Here is an 18,548-nt window from a genome sequence, read left to right as displayed (position 1 = left end):
GAACGACGAAGGGCTGCCTCGGGCAGCCCTTTTGCATGAGCGGACGATCCGCCGTATTACTTAGCCGAGATCGACGCGAACATCTCGTCGCGCGCCTCGCGCGCTTCCTGCGGCGACAGCCCTTCGATCTTCACGCGGCCGGTGCCGGCGTGCACGAGGCCGATTACCTTCGCCGCCGCATACGACAGGTCGAGCACGCGACCGCGCTTGAACGGCCCGCGATCGTTGACCTTCACGACGACCCACTTGCCGGTCGACGCGTTCGTCACCTTGATGTACGACGACAACGGCAGCGTGCGGTGCGCGGCGGTGAAAGCGTTCATGTTGAAGCGCTCGCCGTTCGCGGTGCGGCGGCCGTGGAAGTCCTTCCCGTACCACGAGGCTCGGCCCGTCTGGCGGAAATCGGACACGTCCTTGCCGTCGATCGGCTCGGCGTCGGCCAGCGACGACTTCTTCGCGTCGCTGCTGTCGGCGGCCGGCATCGATGCCAGCGCGGAATCGAAATTCAGTTGCTGCTTGTCGTCGTCCGCCTTCGCGGCGGCGGTCTTGTCGACCGCTTTCTTCTGGTTCACGCTGCCGGTGGTCTGGCTGGGTGGCACCGCACAGCCCGTCAGCGCAAAAAATAACGCAATGGTCCCGAATCGACTCGGAAATCGTAAATTCATCGACGTGTCGCCTTCTGGTTCGGGCCGCGACTCCACAACGCTGTTCTCAACGCTGACATGCGACCCGGACGGCAAATGCGTGCACGCCCCGCTCGAACGCGAGCAGGCGGCGGCTTGCATGGGCGCGGCTTTCGTCTCTGCCGCAACCGTCCTGATTAGCTTTCACGTCTGGCGCAACCTGTCCCCGGCAGCCTGACCAGACCCCACATGCCGCCATCGAACATGGCTTTCACGTTCGCGCGCGTCGATACAGCCAACGCACAGGAACGGCGGCACAGGCCTCATCCGGCGGCGCGGCAGCAAGGCCGCAGGCGGGCGCGCAGCACCCGGCCGGACAAGACGTGAGCACCGAATGCTCGGTGCTGGATACACCGCCGGACTCCCCGGCGGCTGATGCTTGACGGTGAATCCGACGCCCCTTTTTAACGGGGCCGAAACACCAGCGAATTGCGTGAAATTCACGCGCAATGGGGCGCATTATACATAAATCAAAAGTGCTGCCGGAAAAACGCCCCGCGCGGACCATTGATTCTCACTATGGCGGTAACAATCGGGATGCTCAGGGATTGCCCGCACACGCACCGCGCATGCACCGCCGCACGGGCGGCAGGCAGCTCGCGCGACCGGTACAATCGATCCTTTTAGCCGCCGGTGCCTCCATGAAAGTCACGCTCATCCCGGTCACGCCGTTCCAGCAGAACTGCTCGCTGCTCGTCTGCGAGAAGACCGGCCGCGCCGCCGTCGTCGATCCGGGCGGCGATCTCGAACGGATCGAACAGGAGATCGCGCGACAGAACGTGCAGGTCGAGAAGGTGCTGCTCACGCACGGGCACATCGATCACTGCGCGGGCGCGAAGACGCTCGCGACGCACTACGGCGTGCCGATCGAGGGCCCGCAGGAAGACGAGCGCTTCTGGATCGAGAAGCTGCCGATGCAAAGCGAACGCTTCGGCTTCCCGGCCGCTGAAGCGTTCGAGCCGGATCGCTGGCTCAACGACGGCGACACCGTGCAGTTCGGCGACGAAACGCTCGAGGTCTATCACTGCCCGGGCCATACGCCGGGCCACGTGGTGTTCTTCAGCCGCGCGCACCGCGTCGCGATCGTCGGCGACGTGCTGTTCGCGGGCTCGATCGGCCGCACCGATTTCCCGCGCGGCAACCACGCGGACCTCGTCCGCTCGATCAAGGAGAAGCTGTGGCCGCTCGGCGACGACGTCACGTTCGTGCCGGGTCACGGCCCCGTGTCGACGTTCGGCGACGAGCGCCGCACGAACCCGTTCGTGTCGGACAAGGTGTTCGGATGAACCAGGCCGCCATCCCGGAAATCTACGTCAGCACCGACGTCGAGGCGGACGGCCCGATTCCCGGCCCGCACTCGATGCTGAGCTTCGCGTCGGCCGCCTATACCGAGGACAAGCAGCTGATCGCGACCTTCTCGGCGAACCTCGAGACGCTGCCGGGCGCGCACGCGCACCCGGTGCAGGAAGCGTGGTGGAAGACCGAGCCCGAAGCATGGGCCGCGTGCCGGCAGGACCTGCAGGCGCCCGAGGCCGCGCTCGTCGCGTACGTCGAGTGGGTCGAGGCGCTGCCCGGCAAGCCGGTGTTCGTTGCGATGCCGGCCGGCTTCGATTTCACGTTCATGTTCTGGTACATGATGCGCTTCGCGGGCCGCTGCCCGTTCTCGTGGTCGGCACTCGACATCAAGACGCTCGCGTTCGCGATGACGGGCCTGCCGTACCGCAAGGCGATCAAGCCGCGCTTCCCGAAGCACTGGTTCGACGATCACCCGCACACGCACGTCGCGCTCGACGACGCGATCGAACAGGGCGCACTGTTCTGCAACATGCTGGCGGACCTGCGGCGGCAGCAAGCCGCGCTGGCGGGGCTCGCGGTGTCCGACACCGATCGTTCGGAACAGGCGGGCGCGGGACAAAATCCCACGGATCCGCGCGCAAATTAGCGAATCTCGCTCAGCAGCGGCGCGTCAGATTGCCTTTCCTTTCCCGGCCCTCTAACATTCAGCGTGTTGTAGGCTGCCACATGGAGGCGCAGGTGACGCTCGATTCCTTTTCGCAAAAAATCCTTCGCCTGTTGCAGCTCGACGCGCGTCGTTCCGTCCAGGAAATCTCCGACCAGGTCGGCCTGTCGAGCACGCCGTGCTGGCGCCGCATCAAGGACATGGAGCAGTCGGGCGTGATCCAGCGCTATACCGCGCTGCTCGATCGCGAGAAACTCGGATTGCACGTGTGCGCGCTCGCGCACGTGCACCTGACGCGCCACAACGAAGGCGGCGTCGAGCAGTTCGAGCGCGAGATCTCGACCTGTCCGGAAGTCACCGAGTGTTACAGCACGACCGGCGAAGCCGACTACATCCTCAAGATCGTCGCGCCCGACATCAAGGCCTACGACGTGTTCCTGCACGAACGCATCTTCAAGATCCCGGCCGTGTCGCAGGTGCGCACCAGCGTCGTGCTGCGCGAAATCAAGTTCGATACGCAGCTGCCGCTGTGACGCGACGCGCGCGGGCGCGGCGTTTCACGCCGGCAGCGCGCGCGTGAAGCCGATCCGGCGCGCACCGAACTGGCGCTTCAGCGCATCGACGTCGAGCCGGCCGGCCAGCGCCGCGGCGTCGCCCGAATCGGCCGCGAGCGTCACGTCGATCTCGAGTCCCGTGCTCAGGTAATGCAGGTTGATCGCGCTCGCGCGCAGCCCGCGCTGCGCGAGCGCGGCCTCGATCCGCGTCGCGATTTCGCCGCGCGGCGGCAACGCGAGCGCCGGACGGCGCGCCGCATCGTTCTCGGGATCGACGTGAATCAGCGCGTCGAGCACGCGCGGGTCCGACAGCACGCGTGCGCGCGCCGTTTCCGCGATGTAGTGGCCTTCCGATACCGAGATCATCGGATCGACCAGGATGTGCGCGTCGACGAGCGCGGCGTCGCCCATCTTGCGCGTGCGCAGGTCGTGCACGTCGCGCACGCCGGGCGTCGCCGCGAGCAGCGCGCGGATCTCGGTGGTGTCGGCCGTGTCGAGCGCGCGGTCGGACAGGTCCTGCAGCGCGTCATAGCCGAAGGTCCAGCCCATCCGCGCGACCATGAAGCCGACGATCGCGGCCGCGATCGGGTCGAGCAGCGTGAAGCCCGCGAGGCTGCCGACGATGCCGATCGCGACGACGAGCGACGACGCGGCATCCGAACGCGCATGCCATGCGTTCGCGACCAGCATCGCCGAGCGCACGCGCCGCGCTTCGCGCAGCATGTAGCGGAACAGCGCCTCCTTCGACACGAGCACCGTGACCGCGACAAGCAGCGCCGAGAAATGCACGGGCGGAATGTCCTCCAGATGCACGAGGCGCTCGCCGGCCCGCCACAGCATGCCGATCCCGACCGCGATCAGGATCGCGCCGAGAAACATCGACGCGACGGTCTCGTAGCGGGAGTGGCCGTAATTATGGTCGGCGTCCGGCAATGCACCGCTATGCCGATTCGCAACCAGCACGACAAAATCGGAGACCAAATCCGAAATAGAATGCACGCCGTCAGCAATCAATGCCTGCGAATGCGCAATCACCCCGACGGCAATCTGAAATGTCGCAAGTACGACATTCAGCACGATACTGACGAGGGTGCTCTTGCGTGCGACCGCGTGCTTATCTGCGCTTTGCGCGTCGCCGGTAAACGTGGACATGGAAATATGAGATATCGGAACGGATACGGAATTCTATCAAGGCACCTTGGCCGAACGTCCCGATAACCCTAAATTTTTCATTTAAATCAACCGCTTATGCGAACGGCTCGTATTTTCATTCACACTCGAAGCTGACACTTTTATGACAACGGCTGAGTGCCGGCCGTCACCTCCGCCATCTTCTGCATCTCGAAAACAAAAGAGCCGCGTACCTGAACGGTCACGCGGCTCCTCCGAGCGGTACAACTTAAACAGGCACTTAAATCGCAAACTCTTCGCGATTCTTGCCGGCGATCCAGCGCGGCGGCTTGCCGCGGCCCGACCACGTTGCACCCGATTCGGGGTCGCGGTATTTCGCTGCCACGCCTGCGCGCGGACGGCCGACCTTGCCCGGCTTCGCACGGCCAAGGCCGAGTTCGACCGGCGAAAAGCCGTAGTCGGCGATTTTCTGCTTCACGTCATTCAGCACTTCGGCGTATTCACGCGCCTTCGCTTCTTCGATTTGCTTCTCCAGCTTCTCCCGCTGGGCCAGCAGGTCCTTGTAAGAAGACATAGTTTCCCTTTCTATCTGACCAATGGCGCCGGTCTGCAGCCAGCTCACCATTCATGAAATATATGTGCCTCGGATTTTCGAAGGCAGAGATTAGCACAAAAAAGAATTGAGACAAGCGGGATTCATGAAAATCCCGAGACTCATTGTAATTCACACACGTCATTTTGACCGGGTGCGGCCTTTTCTCAAAAATGTTGCGTCCTTCCACAGAGATTAGGACATTAGCGTTCATCCATTAGGCCTATCAGCATACGCAATTACCCTGTATGCGAAAAAATCGAAGCTTTCATCCGGCGACAGGTTGACTAAATCGAATGGCCCGCAGCATTCGACGCATGCATGCCGGCACCCCGCGACATCACGCCACATCCCGCGCGCTCGCGATCAGCCGCTCGCGCAGCGCGCCGACGTCGGTCTGCGGCGCGTCGAACGGCACTCGTACGCGGCGGCCGTCGCGGCGCCAGTCGGCGCCGTGGCGGTCGACGCCGAGCAGTTCGAGCCCGTCGCGGCGCGCGGCGCTCGCATCGTACGCGTCCCATAGCGCACGTTCGTCGTCGAACGCGAGCGGCGGCAGCGCGTCGAGATCGGCGCCGTCGACCCAGCCCATCCGGCCGAACCCGCCGATATAGCGCAGCCGTTCGACCTCGAGCGCCCAGAACGTGAAATCGCCGAGCGCGAGATAGCGCGCCGCGTCCGGTTCGTAGCGCCGGTAGCGCGCGGCGACGTGAGGATCGTCGCCGAGCGGCACGAAGCGGCCGAGCATCGTCGCGCGCTCGGCATTCAGCACGTCGCCGTCGGGCGCGTCGACGACCAGGAAGCCCGCGCGCGGATCGGCGACGAGATTGCGCGTGTGCTCGGCGAGCGCGCTCACGAGAATCACCGGCCGATGGCCGGCATCGGGCGCGAACGGCACGACCGTCGGATACGGAAAGCCCTGCGGGTCGCGCGAATGGGTCGACAGCGTGCCGAGCGCGCAGCGGTGCAGCAGGTGCAGGGCGAGGGCGGGATCGATGTTCAAGGGGGACTCCTGCGATCGAAAGGCCGGGGCGGCGTGCCGGGCACGCCGCATGCGCACCGATGTTACTCGCGCAGGCGCGTGCCGCACATCGGCCGGAGTGCCGCGCCGCCCGACGCGACGCGACCCGACGCGACGCGACGCGACCCGGCGCACCTGGCCGCCCACCGCGCTCGCCGCATCGCCCCGCCGCTCGTCGACCCGGCAAGCAAGTAAGCGGTTCGATAGAATCGGACAAATCCGCCGCGCGCCCCGCGCCCGCGCATTTTTTTCTGACGAGCCTTCCGTGTCCGACTCCTCCCCCGATCTCGCCGCTGCGCCCGACGCGCATCGCCGGCTGTCCCTGCCGGTTCGCCAGCGCGCACGCACCGCCACGATGGCGCTGTTCTTCGTCGCCGGCATGATGTACGCGTCGTGGGGCGTGCACGTGCCGACCGTGCGCGACAAGTTCGCGCTGAGCCCGGGGCTGCTGTCGATCGCGCTGTTCGCGGTCGCGGGCGGCTCGATCGCCGCGATGCTGACGATCGCGCGCTGGATCGCGCGCGTCGGCTCGCGCACCGCGTGCCTCGCCGGCGGCCTCGTGATGGCCGCATGCGCGGCGCTGATCCTCGTCGTGCCCGACTACGCGATGCTGCTCGCGGTGCTCGCGCTGTTCGGCTTCTCGATGGCGACGCTCGACGTCGCGATGAACGCCGAGGCCAGCGCGGTCGAGCTCGCGCTCGGCCGGCCGATCATGTCGTCGTTGCACGGGATGTTCAGCATCGGCGGGATGTCGGGGGCGGCGGCCGGCGGTGCGCTGCTGTCGGCGGGTATGGCGCCGGCCGCGCATCTCGCGCTCGCGGCGGCCGCGAGTGCCGCGGTGCTCGTCGCCGCGAGCCCGGCCGTGCTGCCGCACGTGCCGCATCACGCACACGCGCACGGCGGCGGCAACCGCTGGCGCTCGCCCGCGCTGTGGATGCTCGGCGGCATCGCGCTGGTCGCACTGATCGCCGAAGGCGCGATGTACGACTGGGCGACCGTCTACATGCGCGACGTCGTCGCGGCCAGCCCCGCGGCCGCGAGCGCCGCCTATGCGGCGTTCTCGGGCGGGATGGCGGTCGCGCGCTTCGCGGGCGACGCCGTGCGTGCGCGCTTCGGCGCGCCGCAGCTGGTGTTCGCGAGCGCGTCGCTCGCGTGCGCGGGCATGGTCGGTGCGCTGCTGATGCCGCAGCCGGCCGTCGTGCTGACCGGCTTCACGCTGATGGGCATCGGCCTCGCGAACATGATGCCGGTGCTGTTCGCGGCCGCCGCGCGCGTGAAGGGCATCCACGCGGCGGAAGGCCTCGCGCACGTGGCGGGGCTCGCGTATTTCGGACTGCTGTTCGGTCCGGTCGTGATCGGCGCGGTCGCGCAGGCGGCGAACCTGACGCTCGGACTGTCGGTCGTCGCGCTGTGCGCGGCGCTCGTCGCGGCCGTCGCGCCGCGGGTGCTCGCCCATCTGAAGATCTGACGGCGCTGCGGCACCGCCGCCGTTCGCCGCTTCGCGCAGCGCGCCGCGCCGGCATATCGGCCCGCCCAAAAGAAAGCGCGCATGCGTTCCCGCATGCGCGCTTCCACCCCTCCGGTCGACCGCTTCTTATTACATCTTCACTTCGTCGAGCAGCGTCTTCTTGCCGCCCTTGTAGTTGTACAGCGAGATCACGCCGTGCTGCAGGTCGCCCTTCGAATCGAAGGTCGTCGTGCCGATCACGCCCGTGTAGTTGGTCGCCGGCATCGCGGCGAGGATCTTCGCCGGATCGGTCGAGTTCGCACGCTTCATCGCGTCGACGATGATGTACACGGCGTCATACGTGAACGGCGCATAGATCTGGATCGGCTGGCCGAAGCGCTTCTCGTACTTGGCCTTGAACGCGCCGCCGCCCGGCATCTTCTCGAGCGACGCACCGGCTTCCGAGCACACGACGTTGTCGGTCGCGTCGCCGGCCAGGTCGGCCAGCTTTTCCGTGCACACGCCGTCGCCCGCGAAGATCTTCGCGCGCAGGCCGAGCTGCTTCGCCTGCTTCGCGAACGGGCCGCCGGTGGCGTCCATGCCGCCGTACATGATCGCGTCCGGGTTCTCGCCCTTGATCTTCGTCAGGATCGCGCGGAAGTCGACCGCCTTGTCGTTGGTCGCGTCGTGCGACATCACCTTCAGGCCGAGCGCCTTCGCCTTCTTCTCGAATTCGTTCGCGAGGCCCTGGCCGTACGCGGTCGAATCGTCGACCACCGCGACGCTCTTGATGCCCTTCGAATGCGCGTAGTTCGCGAGTGCCGGACCCTGCTGCGCGTCGGTCGCAACGACGCGGTAGGTCGTCTTGAAGCCTTGCTGCGTGTAGGCCGGGTTGGTCGCCGACGGCGAGATCTGCACGATGCCCGCATCGCTGTAGATCTTCGAGGCCGGGATCGAGGTGCCCGAGTTCAGGTGGCCGACCACCGCGACGACCTTGTCGTCGACCAGCTTCTGCGCGACCTGCGTGGCCTGGCGCGGGTCGGCCGCGTCATCCTGCGGATCCAGCTGCAGCGTGATCTTCTGGCCGCCGATCGTCAGGCCCTTGGCGTTGATCTCCTCGACCGCGAGACGTGCACCGTTTTCGTTGTCCTTGCCCAGGTGTGCAATGCCGCCCGTCAACGGAGCGACGTGGCCGATCTTCACGACCTGATCGGCGAACGCGTTGCCTGCAGCTGCGGCGCACAGCATCGCCGCCGCGGTGATCGGCAACAGCTTTTGCATCTTGATATTCATTGTGAGTCTCCAGTTTCGGTCCCAATAAACGCCATCGCCCGGTGCCCCGCTGCCATCCCTGTGTTTGCAATCACTGGACGATTCGCCGGTTGCATCGTTCATGCACTTGGCCTCAAGCACGTGAATACGGCCGCTTTTAACGGCCGCACCCGTACTTGCGCGCAAGTGTAGGTGATCAAATTAATTTGTGGGACTTTTTTGGGGTAGTGGTAACACTACCGATGCGGGCACTTTCGAATGACTGCTCGGAAATCGCGGCGAGGCCCGCCGGATAAGGGTTTCCGCTAATTTCTCGCGGTTTTTTGAAAGCTGGTTTTAAAGCATTCCCGCGTCATTTCGAATCGGTATTTTGTGCGCGGGATCATTGAATGAAACGCGCGTGACAACACGCGCGTTTCAGCGCCGGTACGCGCGCGTTCAGGCCGCCGTCGCGCGCCATTCGGCGTCGAGCGCGTCGACCAGCTGCGCGGTCGTCAACGCATCGCCGCGACGCCGCGCGAGCGGCGCGCCCTGCCCGGCCCACAGCGACAGGTAGTCGCCGTCGTTCGCGCGCGCGGCGGCCTGGCGCAGCGGCTGCGTCAGCGCGTTCTGCACCGGATACGGCGCGACGTCGTCCAGGCGCTCGCCGAGGCGCGCCATCAGCGTGTTGCGCAAGCCGCGCGCATGACGCCCGCTGATCGCGCGCGTGACCTGCGTCGACGTGTCCGTGCACGCGAGCAGCCGCGCCTTCCAGTCGGCCGCGATCGCGCTTTCCGCGCAGGTCAGGAACGCGGTGCCGAGCTGCGCGGCCTGCGCGCCGAGCGCGAGCGCGGCCGCGATGCCGCGGCCGTCCATGATGCCGCCCGCGGCGAGCACCGGCAGGTCGGTCGCGTCGACCAGCTGCGGCACCAGCGCGAGCGTGCCGATCAGTGCATCGTCGGCCGCGCCGATGAAGGTGCCGCGATGGCCGCCCGCTTCCGCGCCCTGCGCGCACAGCGCGTCGGCGCCGGCCGCCTGCCAGGCGAGCCCTTCGGCGACGTGCGTCGCGGTGCCGATCACGTAGGTGCCGGCGGCCTTCAGGCGTGCGACGTCGGCCGCGTCGAGCACGCCGAACGTGAAGCTCGCGACCGGCACGCGCAGCGACACGAGCCGGTCGAGCTGCGCGCGGAAGTCGGGCGCAAAACGCGCGGGCGCGACACCGGGCGGCAGCCCGAGCGTCGCGTTCAGCGGGTCGATCGCCGCGAGCGCGCGCGCGACGGTCGCCGCATCGGGCGTCGCGTCGGGCAGCACGAACAGGTTGATCGCGAACGGGCGATCGGTCGCCGCGCGAATCGCGGCGACCTCGGTCGCGAGACGGTCGGGCTCGAACGCGGCGGCGCCGAGGCTGCCGAGCGCGCCGGCGTTCGACGCGGCGGCGACCATCGCGGCCGTGGTCGCGCCGACCATCGGCGCCTGCACGAGCGGCACGCGCAAGCCGAAACGTTCGGCGAACGGAGTGGAAAGGAGACGAGCGGACATGGCGGATCCTTCGGGGACGAGAGGCGAAAGCGCCTTGTAAAAGCGCGTACTTCGACTCTATCGAAGTGGCGGGCTGCCGAAAAATGAATAATCGAGATCGAAACGATCGCTGTGCGAGAAGCGCCGGCGCAGTGCGGCCGCCGCCCGCACCCGACCTGCGCGGCGCTTGCGCGTGCGCTGCAGCACCGCACGATTGGTGGCACACTAACCCGCCCTCTTTCCACGGCGCGCGTCGCGCGCCTCGTTCGCCAGGAGTTCAAACGTGACTGCCCAATGGATCGACATTCCGACCGGTAACGACAGCTTCGGCGGCTACCTCGCGCTGCCCAGGCGCGGCAAGGGCCCTGCCGTCATCATCATCCAGGAGATCTTCGGCGTGAACGCGCACATCCGTGCGGTCGCCGACCAGTATGCGGCCGACGGCTACGTCGCGCTCGCGCCGGACGTGTTCTGGCGCACGCAGCCGCGCGTCGAGCTGACCTACGAAGGCGCGGATCGCGACAAGGGCATCGAGCTGATGAGGAAGACCGACATCGGCCTCGCGGTCGCGGACGTCGGCGCGGCGGCCGATGCGCTGCGCGCCCGCGCCGAGGTGGCCGGCAAGGTCGCGGCGATCGGCTACTGCTTCGGCGGCCAGCTCGCGTATCGCGCGGCGGCGACCGGCAAGCTCGACGCGGCGGTCGCGTACTACGGCGGCGGCATCCAGAACGCGCTCGATCTCGCGGGCAAGGTCACGCAGCCGATCCTGTTCCATTACGCGGAAAACGACCACGGGATTCCGCTCGACGCCGTCGAGCAGGTGAAGGCCGCGTTCGCCGGCCGCGACAACGCCGCGTTCCACGTCTATCCGGGCGCCGAGCACGGCTTCAACTGCACCGACCGCGCGTCGTACAACCAGCGCGCGTCGGCGCTCGCGCACGGCCGCACGCTGACGTTCCTCGCCGAGCATCTGTAAGCCCGCCGCGGGCCCGCGCAGCGCGCCGGGCCCGCGTTATCCTCTGTCCATCGCCATACGTCACAACGGGGGTGACAGCGATGCACCCGGACTATCTCGCGCATGACGCGATCGGCCTCGCCGCGCTCGTGCGCGAACGCAAGGCCAGCCCGCTCGAGCTGCTCGACGCCGCGATCGGGCAGGCCGAGGCGGTCAACGGCGCGATCAACGCGATCGTGCTGCAGGATTACGACGCCGCGCGCGCCCGCGCTGCTGCTACGGCGGCGCTCGATGCGCCGTTCGCGGGCGTTCCCTATCTCGTCAAGGATCTCGGCGCGGCCGTCGCCGGGCTGCCGCTGTCGATGGGCAGCCGGCACTACCGCTACTTCGTGCCCGGCGACGACTCGCCGGTGATCGCGCGCAGCCGTGCGGCGGGGCTCAACGTGTTCGGCAAGACCAACACGTCGGAGATCGGCCAGATGCCGTACACCGAGCCCGCGCTGTTCGGCGCGTGCCGCAACCCGTGGAACCTCGACCATACGCCCGGCGGTTCGAGCGGCGGCGCGGCGGCCGCCGTCGCGGCCGGCGTCGTGCCGCTCGCGCACGCGTCGGACGGCGGCGGCTCGATCCGGATTCCCGCGTCGTGCTGCGCGCTGTTCGGCCTCAAGCCGAGCCGCAACCCGGCGCTCGTCGACCTGCCGAGCAACGGCGAGCTGGTGGTCCAGCACGCGCTGTCGCGCAGTGTGCGCGACAGCGCGCTGCTGCTCGACGTGACGACCGGCCAGACGCTGCCGCCCGGCGCGCCCGGCACCTTCCTCGGCGCGCTCGATACGCCGCCCGGCCCGCTGCGGATCGGCCTCGTCGTCGATCCGATGCTCGCGCCGGCGCTCGACGCCGACACGCGCGCGGCGCTCGACGACGCGGCCGCGCTGGTCGAATCGCTCGGCCATCACGTCGAGCCGGCGACGCTGCCGATCGACTACGCGCGCGCAGCCGAAACCTTCCTCACGCTGTGGGCGACGATCGCCGAGGAAATGGTGCTCGGCGCGCGCTCGCTGACCGGCCGCACGCCGCGGCGCGGCGAGTTCGAGGCCGCGACCTGGGCGATGGCTGCGGTCGGCCGGCACCTCGCACGCGCGCGCCTGCCGGACGTGCTCGAATGGCAGCGCCAGCTCACCGTGCAGGTCGCGGGCGTCGTGTCGCGCTACGACGCGATCCTGTGCGCATCGCTCGCAGGCCCGCCGGTGAAGATCGGCGCGCTGCAGCCGACGCCGCTCGAAGCCGCGCAGATGCGGCTGGTCGCGACGCTGCCGGCCAGGCCGCTGCTGAAGGAGCTGCTCGCGAAGGCTTCGCAGAAGGCGTTCGCATGGGCCGGCTGCACCGAGCTGTTCAACCTGACGGGACAGCCTGCGATGTCGGTGCCGCTCTACTGGAACGCGCGCGGGCTGCCGATCGGCGTGCAGTTCGCCGCGCGCCACGGCGACGACGCGCTGCTGCTGAAGCTCGCGCGACAGCTCGAGCAGGCGCGGCCGTGGTTCGAGCGCCGCCCGCCGCTGATGCAGGCGCAGCGCTGACGCGCGGCACGCCAGCGAAAGGCGAAAAAAAAACCGCCGGCCGGAGCCGACGGGGCTTGCATGCAGGCAACCGCGGCCCGACGCTTACGGGTCGAGCCGTTCGCAGATCGTCTTCGTCGCGGCCGCCGCGTTCAGCGTATAGAAGTGCAGCCCCGGCACGCCCGCGTCGATCAGGCGCTGGCACAGGCCGGTGACGACATCCGCGCCGAACGCGCGAATCGACTCGCGATCGTCGCCGAAGCTCTCGAGCCGGCGCGCGACCCAGCGCGGCACTTCGGCGCCGCACATCTCCGAGAAGCGCATCAGCTGCGAGAAGTTCGTGATCGGCATGATGCCCGGCACGATCGGCACGTCGACGCCGAGCTTGCGCGCATCGTCGACGAAGCGGAAATACGCGTCGGCGTTGAAGAAGTACTGCGTGATCGCGGAATTCGCGCCGGCTTTCACCTTGCGCGCGAAGTTCTCGAGATCGGCCTTCGGCGAACGCGCCTGCGGATGGTATTCCGGATAGCCGGCGACTTCGATGTGGAACCAGTCGCCATGCTCCGCGCGGATGAAGCTGACGAGTTCCGACGCATAGCGCAGCTCGCCGACCGCGCCCATCCCGGACGGCAGGTCGCCGCGCAGCGCGACGATGTGGCGGATGCCGTACGAGCGGTACTGGTCGAGGATCGCGCGCAGGCTGTCGCGCGACGAGCCGATGCACGACAGGTGCGGCGCGGCCTCGAGGCCGTCCTTCTGCATGTCGAGCACGGTATCGAGCGTGCCCTGCTGCGTCGAGCCGCCGGCGCCGAACGTCACGGAGACGAATTTCGGCTTCAGCGGCAGCAGTTGCGCGCGGGTCGCGCGCAGCTTCTCGACGCCGTCCGCCGTCTTCGGCGGAAAGAATTCAAACGAGAGTTCGATCGGTTTCATGATTCGGGGGGTTGGGCCCTCAGCCGATGTTGCGCTGGCCGAAAATGAGTGCGGACAGCAGCCACGACACGATGCTGTACAGGATCGAACCGAAGAACGCGGACCAGAACCCCGACACCTCGAAACCCTTCAGCAACGACGACGCGAACCAGAAGCACAGCGCGTTCACGACGAGGATGAACAGCCCGAGCGTGACGATCGTGACGGGCAGCGTCAGCAGGATCAGCACCGGACGGATCACCGTGTTGATCAGGCCGAGCACGACCGCGATGATCAGCGCGGTGCCGAAGCTCTTGATATGGATCGACGGCACGAGGTACGTGATGATCAGCAGCGCGAGGGCATTGATGACCCAGGTGAGGATGAGGCTCATGGTGTGCTCCGGTTCTTCGTTGGTCGATCAGTGGCCGCCGGCGCCGGCCGGCCCGCGCGCCCGAGGGCGCGACGCACCGGTCCGGCCGGATGAGGCCCGCGCCGCCGGGTCGGGCGCGCCGCAGCGCGGCGCACCCGACCCGGCGACGGCGGCGCGCATCAGTAGCGGTAGTGGTTCGGCTTGAACGGGCCTTCCTTCGAGACGCCGATGTACGCAGCCTGTTCGTCCGACAGCACCGACAGGTTCGCGCCGATGCGCGCGAGGTGCAGGCGCGCGACCTTTTCGTCGAGATGCTTCGGCAGCACGTACACCTTGTTCTCGTACTGGTCGCCGCGCGTGAACAGCTCGATCTGCGCGAGCGTCTGGTTCGCGAACGAGTTCGACATCACGAACGACGGGTGGCCGGTCGCGCAGCCGAGGTTCACGAGGCGGCCTTCGGCCAGCAGGATGATGCGCTTGCCGTCCGGGAAGATGATGTGGTCGACCTGCGGCTTGATGTTTTCCCACTGGTACTGGCGCGTCGACGCGACGTCGATTTCCGAGTCGAAGTGGCCGATGTTGCAGACGATCGCGTTGTGGCGCATCGCCTTCATGTGATCGTGGTTGATCACGTGGTAGTTGCCGGTCGCCGTCACGAAGATGTCGGCCTTGTCGGCCGCGTATTCCATCGTCACGACGCGGTAGCCTTCCATCGCCGCCTGCAGCGCGCAGATCGGATCGATTTCGGTGACCCACACGGTCGCACCGAGGCCGCGCAGCGACTGCGCGCAGCCCTTGCCCACGTCGCCGTAGCCCGCGACGACCGCGACCTTGCCCGCGATCATCACGTCGGTCGCGCGCTTGATGCCGTCGACCAGCGACTCGCGGCAGCCGTACAGGTTGTCGAACTTCGACTTGGTGACCGAATCGTTCACGTTGAACGCCGGGAACGGCAGGCGGCCGTCCTTTTCCATCTGATACAGGCGGTGCACGCCGGTCGTGGTTTCCTCGGTCACGCCCTTGATGTGCGCGAGGCGCGTCGAGTACCAGGTCGGGTCGGCGTCGAGGTGCTTGGCGATCGACTTGTACAGCGCGACTTCTTCCTCGTTGGTCGGCTTCGCGATCACCGAGCGATCCTTCTCGGCCTTCGAGCCGAGGATCAGCAGCAGCGTCGCATCGCCGCCGTCGTCGAGGATCATGTTCGCGAATTCGCCGTTCGGCCATTCGAAGATGCGGTGCGAGAACTCCCAGTATTCGTCGAGCGATTCGCCCTTGAACGCGAACACCGGCGTGCCGGCCTCGACGATCGCGGCAGCTGCGTGGTCCTGCGTCGAGAAGATGTTGCACGAGGCCCAGCGCACGTCCGCGCCGAGCGCCTTCAGCGTCTCGATCAGCACGCCCGTCTGGATCGTCATGTGCAGCGAACCGGCGATGCGCGCACCCTTCAGCGGCTGCTGCGCCTTGTATTCGTCGCGGATCTGCACGAGGCCCGGCATTTCGGTCTCGGCGATGTTCAGTTCCTTGCGGCCCCAGCCGGCAAGCGCCATGTCGGCGACGACGTAATCCTGGGAAGCTTTCGAATCGATAATGGCGTTCATCACGCCCTCCTTTCTAAAAAAGTTCTAGAAATTGGTGACGTGAGCGCCGTTCAGGAGGCGAAGCCGGCGAACAAAGCCGCGCCGGCGCCTGGTGAAGCCTTCCGAGCCTGGCGGACGCAGAACGGTCCGTCGCAACGCTCCTCGGAAAACGGGAGGGATTGTAGCAAATCGGCGCGACGAATGCGTACCCGCGCGGCGTCGACGCGCGCGGGCGCAATCAGAGGGTCAGGTCTCCGCGCCGACCCACGCCTGCTCGCGCAGCCGCGCGCGCAGGCGCGCGACGGCCTGGCTGTGCAGCTGGCACACGCGCGACTCGCTGACTTCGAGCACCGCGCCGATCTCGCGCAGGTTCAGCCCGCGCTCGTAATAGAGCGACATCAGCAGCTTCTCGCGCTCCGGCAGCCGCTCGATCGCCTCCACCAGCGCGCCGCGCAGATGGTCGTCGAGCAGCGCCGACAACGGATCGGCGTGATCGACGCGATAGCGGTCGAGGAACGGTTCGTCGTCGGCCGCGCGGTCGAAATCCTCGTAGTAGATCAGCTGGCTGCCGTGCAGGTCCTGCAGCATCCCCTGATACTCGTCGAGCGGCATGTTCAGGTGCTGCGCGATCTCGGCTTCGCTGGCCGCGCGGCCGAGCTGCTGCTCGACCTGGTGCACCGCGTGCTCGACCTCGCGCGACGTCTTGCGCAGGCTGCGCGGCAGCCAGTCGTTGCTGCGCAGCTCGTCGAGCATCGCGCCGCGAATCCGCTGCGTCGCATAGGTCTCGAACTGCGCGCCCTGGTCTTCCTTGTAGCGGCCGGCCGCATCCATCAGGCCGATCATGCCGGCCTGGATCAGGTCGTCGAGATCGACGCTCGCCGGCATCTTCGCGACGAGCTGCAGCCCGAGGCGGCGCACCAGCGGCGCGTATTGCGCGAGCACGTCGGCCTGCGAGATCTTTCCTTGAGCGTTGTACATCATGGCTCTCTCCTTCCGGTGGCGCTCAGACGGCGTGCGCCGTGCCCGCCTCGTACGACGGTTGCGCGCCGGGGCGAACCTCGCGCCCCGCGCCCGGCCGCGGACGCATCGGCCAGTACAGCAGGTCGGCGGCGATCTGCCGGTAGTCGCGCGCGGCGGACGACGACGGGAATGCGTCGACCGCGGTGCGCGTCAGCGCGCGGGCATGCTCGACGAGCGGATCGGCGCTCACGCAGCCCGCGTCGGCGATCGACACCGTCAGGTAGCGGCTGGCGACGCCCGCGAGGTTGTCGAATGCGGTCTTCGCGTCGACCGCGCTGCCGATGTGGTTGGTCAGCACGCGGAACTGCGCGATCGCGTGCGCGAAATGCAGGCGCTTCATGCACGCGTAGGCCTCGGTGATCGCCTGCGCGGCCACCCGCGTGACGACCAGCACGTCGTGCGCTTCGCGCGCGAGTGCCGACAGCGTGCCGTCGGCGCCGAGTTGCGCGTCGACCAGCACGATGTCGGCCTGGCCGTCGACGAAGTCGCCCAGCTGCGCGTCGCTGTAGCCGGCGCGCGCGAACCGCGCGGCCGCGCACAGCCCGAAGCCGGCGGCCACCCGCGTGCGCTCGCCGTCGCGCAGCCACGCGCCCGCGAGCGTCGCGGATGCCGAATGCACGTCGGCGCGCTCGTCGACGACGAGCACGTCCTTGCCGAGCGCGGCCAGCGCGGCGGCCACGTTCACGACGGTCGACGTGCAGCCGACCCCCGCCGGCCCGCCGGTCACCGCGACGATGCGCGACGTACGCCCGGCCAGCAGGCGCCGCAGCCCTTCGGCCTGGTCGATGATTCGTTTATCCAAAACGCACCTCGTGCAGATCGGCGGTGGCACGTGCGGTCAGCGCGGAAAGCAGCGTCGGCATGTCCTCGTCTTGCGGCACGAAGGGCGAGCCGTCGCGCGGCACACAGAACGCGCTTTTCAGCAGGAATTTGGTCGTCGCGACATACAGGTTCTCCGGCACCTTCTGGCCGGTCGACACGTAGTGCACGGGCAGCTTGTAGCGGATCACCGTGTCGAGCGCGCCGCCGAGATGGGTCGCCTCGTCGAGCTTCGTCAGGATGCAGCCGGCCAGGTCCGGCGCCGCCGCGTGCGGATGCTGGCCCGCGCTGCGGTAGGCCTGCACGACCTCGTTGAGCGTGTCGCCGTGGCTCGTCGCGTTGAGCAGCAGCAGGCGCTGCACCGGCGCGTTCGCGCCGTGCAGCATCGCGATCTGGTCGGACACCGCGCGGTCGCGCTGGCTCATCCCGATCGTGTCGATCAGCACGATGTGCTTGTTGCGCAGCTCGGACAGCGCGAGCGCGAGATCGCCCGCGTCCTTCACCGCGTGCACCGGCACGCCGAGGATCTTGCCGAAGATGCGCAGCTGCTCGTGGCCGCCGATCCGGTAGCTGTCGGTCGTCAGCAGCGCGACCTTGCTCGCGCCGAAGCGCATCACGCAGCGCGCGGCGAGCTTCGCGGTGGTCGTGGTCTTGCCGACGCCGGTCGGCCCCATCAGCGCGAACACGCCGCCGCGCTCCATCAGCGCATCCTCGCTGCCGAGCACCGGCAGGTTCGCCGCGAGCACCGACTGCGCCCATTCGACGGCGGCGTCGAAGCGCTGCGCGCCGTCGCCGGCCGGCAGGTTGTCGACCAGCATCCGCACCAGCTGCGCGGAGAAGCCGGCCGCGAACAGATGCCGCGTCAGCGCGCCGTGCACCGGGCTGCGGCGCTGGCGGTCGTGCCACATCAGGTTGTCGAACTGCGCTTCCATCATCCCGCGCAGCGCGCCGAGCTCGTTCATCACCGTGTCGTTGACGATCTGCTCGACGCCCGATTTCACTGCGTCGGCGACCGCAGCGGCTGCCTCGGCGGACAGGCGCGGACGCTCGGACGGCTTCGCGGCGGGTGATGCGGGCGGTTCCGGCGCGCGCGGGGCAGCGGCCGGGATGCGGCGCTCGGCATCGCGCACGACGTCGCGCGCCCAGTCGGCCGGCGGCGCTTCCTGCGGCGCGCGTGCGGCG

19 protein-coding genes and 1 riboswitch are annotated in these 18,548 nt (G+C 68.0%); of the genes, 7 read left to right on the top strand and 12 right to left on the bottom strand.

Going from position 1 to position 18,548, the window contains the following annotated elements; all coding sequences use genetic code 11:
• Nucleotides 1–56 precede the first annotated feature (56 nt).
• Nucleotides 57–665 carry a septal ring lytic transglycosylase RlpA family protein gene (locus BST28156_RS25160; protein ID WP_060245992.1) on the bottom strand — a complete coding sequence of 203 codons (609 nt, stop codon included), beginning with the start codon at nucleotides 663–665 and terminating at the stop codon, nucleotides 57–59.
• Here BST28156_RS25160 and BST28156_RS34850 point away from each other — a divergent pair.
• The 4 genes from BST28156_RS34850 (at nucleotide 547) to BST28156_RS25140 (ending at nucleotide 3,176) form a co-directional block, all read left to right on the top strand.
• Entirely contained in the window at nucleotides 547–861 is a 315-nt protein-coding gene (locus tag BST28156_RS34850) for a hypothetical protein (protein ID WP_230960561.1), read from the top strand. The two genes, BST28156_RS25160 and BST28156_RS34850, sit on opposite strands and share 119 nt — an antisense overlap.
• A gap of 463 nt (nucleotides 862–1,324) precedes the next feature.
• Complete coding sequence (locus BST28156_RS25150; RefSeq protein WP_060245991.1) at nucleotides 1,325–1,969, top strand: MBL fold metallo-hydrolase; 645 nt, start codon at nucleotides 1,325–1,327, stop codon at nucleotides 1,967–1,969.
• Entirely contained in the window at nucleotides 1,966–2,625 is a 660-nt protein-coding gene (locus tag BST28156_RS25145) for a 3'-5' exonuclease family protein (protein ID WP_060245990.1), read from the top strand. The genes BST28156_RS25150 and BST28156_RS25145 overlap by 4 nt, the downstream gene beginning before the upstream one ends.
• An 80-nt stretch (nucleotides 2,626–2,705) precedes the next feature.
• Nucleotides 2,706–3,176, top strand: coding sequence for an Lrp/AsnC family transcriptional regulator (locus BST28156_RS25140; protein ID WP_011882933.1), 471 nt, complete (start codon nucleotides 2,706–2,708; stop codon nucleotides 3,174–3,176).
• A gap of 24 nt (nucleotides 3,177–3,200) precedes the next feature.
• Here BST28156_RS25140 and BST28156_RS25135 read toward each other — a convergent pair whose 3' ends face one another.
• The 3 genes from BST28156_RS25135 to BST28156_RS25125 form a co-directional block, all read right to left on the bottom strand.
• Nucleotides 3,201–4,349: a cation diffusion facilitator family transporter gene (locus BST28156_RS25135; RefSeq protein ID WP_174903634.1), complete on the bottom strand. Its 1,149-nt coding sequence runs from the start codon at nucleotides 4,347–4,349 to the stop codon at nucleotides 3,201–3,203.
• 259 nt (nucleotides 4,350–4,608) lie between these two features.
• Entirely contained in the window at nucleotides 4,609–4,902 is a 294-nt protein-coding gene (locus BST28156_RS25130; protein WP_060245988.1) for an H-NS histone family protein, read from the bottom strand.
• A 358-nt stretch (nucleotides 4,903–5,260) separates the two neighbouring features.
• Nucleotides 5,261–5,920, bottom strand: a complete 660-nt coding sequence (locus BST28156_RS25125; protein ID WP_174903633.1) for a HugZ family pyridoxamine 5'-phosphate oxidase — start codon at nucleotides 5,918–5,920, stop codon at nucleotides 5,261–5,263.
• A 283-nt stretch (nucleotides 5,921–6,203) separates the two neighbouring features.
• Here BST28156_RS25125 and BST28156_RS25120 point away from each other — a divergent pair, with 283 nt between their 5' ends.
• Complete coding sequence (locus BST28156_RS25120; protein WP_174903632.1) at nucleotides 6,204–7,406, top strand: MFS transporter; 1,203 nt, start codon at nucleotides 6,204–6,206, stop codon at nucleotides 7,404–7,406.
• 129 nt (nucleotides 7,407–7,535) lie between these two features.
• On the opposite strand, the gene BST28156_RS25115 is transcribed toward BST28156_RS25120, so the two are convergent.
• Nucleotides 7,536–8,678, bottom strand: a complete 1,143-nt coding sequence (locus BST28156_RS25115) for a branched-chain amino acid ABC transporter substrate-binding protein (protein WP_060245985.1) — start codon at nucleotides 8,676–8,678, stop codon at nucleotides 7,536–7,538.
• A gap of 417 nt (nucleotides 8,679–9,095) precedes the next feature.
• Complete coding sequence (locus tag BST28156_RS25110) at nucleotides 9,096–10,175, bottom strand: NAD(P)H-dependent flavin oxidoreductase (protein WP_060245984.1); 1,080 nt, start codon at nucleotides 10,173–10,175, stop codon at nucleotides 9,096–9,098.
• Nucleotides 10,176–10,437: 262 nt separating this feature from the next.
• On the opposite strand from BST28156_RS25110, the gene BST28156_RS25105 reads away from it, so the two are divergent.
• Together BST28156_RS25105 and BST28156_RS25100 are read left to right on the top strand one after the other, a co-directional pair.
• Nucleotides 10,438–11,130 (top strand): dienelactone hydrolase family protein, encoded by a 693-nt coding sequence (locus BST28156_RS25105; protein WP_174903631.1) that lies wholly within the window; start codon nucleotides 10,438–10,440, stop codon nucleotides 11,128–11,130.
• Between the two features lie 80 nt (nucleotides 11,131–11,210).
• Nucleotides 11,211–12,683, top strand: a complete 1,473-nt coding sequence (locus tag BST28156_RS25100) for an amidase (protein ID WP_174903630.1) — start codon at nucleotides 11,211–11,213, stop codon at nucleotides 12,681–12,683.
• An 84-nt stretch (nucleotides 12,684–12,767) separates the two neighbouring features.
• Here BST28156_RS25100 and metF read toward each other — a convergent pair whose 3' ends face one another.
• From metF to flhF, 6 genes are all read right to left on the bottom strand, one after another.
• Nucleotides 12,768–13,598, bottom strand: a complete 831-nt coding sequence (gene metF, locus BST28156_RS25095) for a methylenetetrahydrofolate reductase [NAD(P)H] (RefSeq protein WP_060245981.1) — start codon at nucleotides 13,596–13,598, stop codon at nucleotides 12,768–12,770.
• A 19-nt stretch (nucleotides 13,599–13,617) separates the two neighbouring features.
• Entirely contained in the window at nucleotides 13,618–13,971 is a 354-nt protein-coding gene (locus BST28156_RS25090) for a phage holin family protein (protein ID WP_009688873.1), read from the bottom strand.
• 158 nt (nucleotides 13,972–14,129) lie between these two features.
• A complete protein-coding gene (gene ahcY / locus BST28156_RS25085) occupies nucleotides 14,130–15,548 on the bottom strand; it encodes an adenosylhomocysteinase (RefSeq protein ID WP_060245980.1) in 1,419 nt (472 codons plus the stop codon).
• Nucleotides 15,549–15,582: 34 nt separating this feature from the next.
• Nucleotides 15,583–15,697, bottom strand: a riboswitch (S-adenosyl-L-homocysteine riboswitch).
• A 76-nt stretch (nucleotides 15,698–15,773) separates the two neighbouring features.
• Nucleotides 15,774–16,508, bottom strand: coding sequence for an RNA polymerase sigma factor FliA (locus BST28156_RS25080; RefSeq protein ID WP_040126439.1), 735 nt, complete (start codon nucleotides 16,506–16,508; stop codon nucleotides 15,774–15,776).
• 22 nt (nucleotides 16,509–16,530) lie between these two features.
• Nucleotides 16,531–17,349, bottom strand: coding sequence for a MinD/ParA family ATP-binding protein (locus BST28156_RS25075; RefSeq protein ID WP_060245979.1), 819 nt, complete (start codon nucleotides 17,347–17,349; stop codon nucleotides 16,531–16,533).
• On the bottom strand, nucleotides 17,342–18,548 hold a 1,207-nt coding region (flhF, locus tag BST28156_RS25070; protein ID WP_174903629.1), incomplete at its 5' end, for a flagellar biosynthesis GTPase FlhF. The genes BST28156_RS25075 and flhF, both read right to left, overlap by 8 nt.

Origin of the sequence: Burkholderia pseudomultivorans (assembly GCF_902499075.1) — a bacterium.
In the GTDB taxonomy this organism is placed as follows: domain Bacteria; phylum Pseudomonadota; class Gammaproteobacteria; order Burkholderiales; family Burkholderiaceae; genus Burkholderia; species Burkholderia pseudomultivorans.
Note: the sequence above shows the minus strand (reverse complement) of the source record. Positions and strands in the feature narration are given on the sequence as shown.

Coding starts and splice junctions, on each gene's coding strand:
- BST28156_RS25145 (WP_060245990.1), top strand. CDS start 1,966: ATGAACCAGGCCGCCATCCCGGAAATCTACGTCAGCACCGACGTCGAG.
- BST28156_RS25150 (WP_060245991.1), top strand. CDS start 1,325: ATGAAAGTCACGCTCATCCCGGTCACGCCGTTCCAGCAGAACTGCTCG.
- BST28156_RS25090 (WP_009688873.1), bottom strand. CDS start 13,971: ATGAGCCTCATCCTCACCTGGGTCATCAATGCCCTCGCGCTGCTGATC.
- BST28156_RS25100 (WP_174903630.1), top strand. CDS start 11,211: ATGCACCCGGACTATCTCGCGCATGACGCGATCGGCCTCGCCGCGCTC.
- BST28156_RS25160 (WP_060245992.1), bottom strand. CDS start 665: ATGAATTTACGATTTCCGAGTCGATTCGGGACCATTGCGTTATTTTTT.
- BST28156_RS25130 (WP_060245988.1), bottom strand. CDS start 4,902: ATGTCTTCTTACAAGGACCTGCTGGCCCAGCGGGAGAAGCTGGAGAAG.
- BST28156_RS25140 (WP_011882933.1), top strand. CDS start 2,706: ATGGAGGCGCAGGTGACGCTCGATTCCTTTTCGCAAAAAATCCTTCGC.
- BST28156_RS25135 (WP_174903634.1), bottom strand. CDS start 4,349: ATGTCCACGTTTACCGGCGACGCGCAAAGCGCAGATAAGCACGCGGTC.
- BST28156_RS25110 (WP_060245984.1), bottom strand. CDS start 10,175: ATGTCCGCTCGTCTCCTTTCCACTCCGTTCGCCGAACGTTTCGGCTTG.
- BST28156_RS25080 (WP_040126439.1), bottom strand. CDS start 16,508: ATGATGTACAACGCTCAAGGAAAGATCTCGCAGGCCGACGTGCTCGCG.
- metF (WP_060245981.1), bottom strand. CDS start 13,598: ATGAAACCGATCGAACTCTCGTTTGAATTCTTTCCGCCGAAGACGGCG.
- ahcY (WP_060245980.1), bottom strand. CDS start 15,548: ATGAACGCCATTATCGATTCGAAAGCTTCCCAGGATTACGTCGTCGCC.
- BST28156_RS25115 (WP_060245985.1), bottom strand. CDS start 8,678: ATGAATATCAAGATGCAAAAGCTGTTGCCGATCACCGCGGCGGCGATG.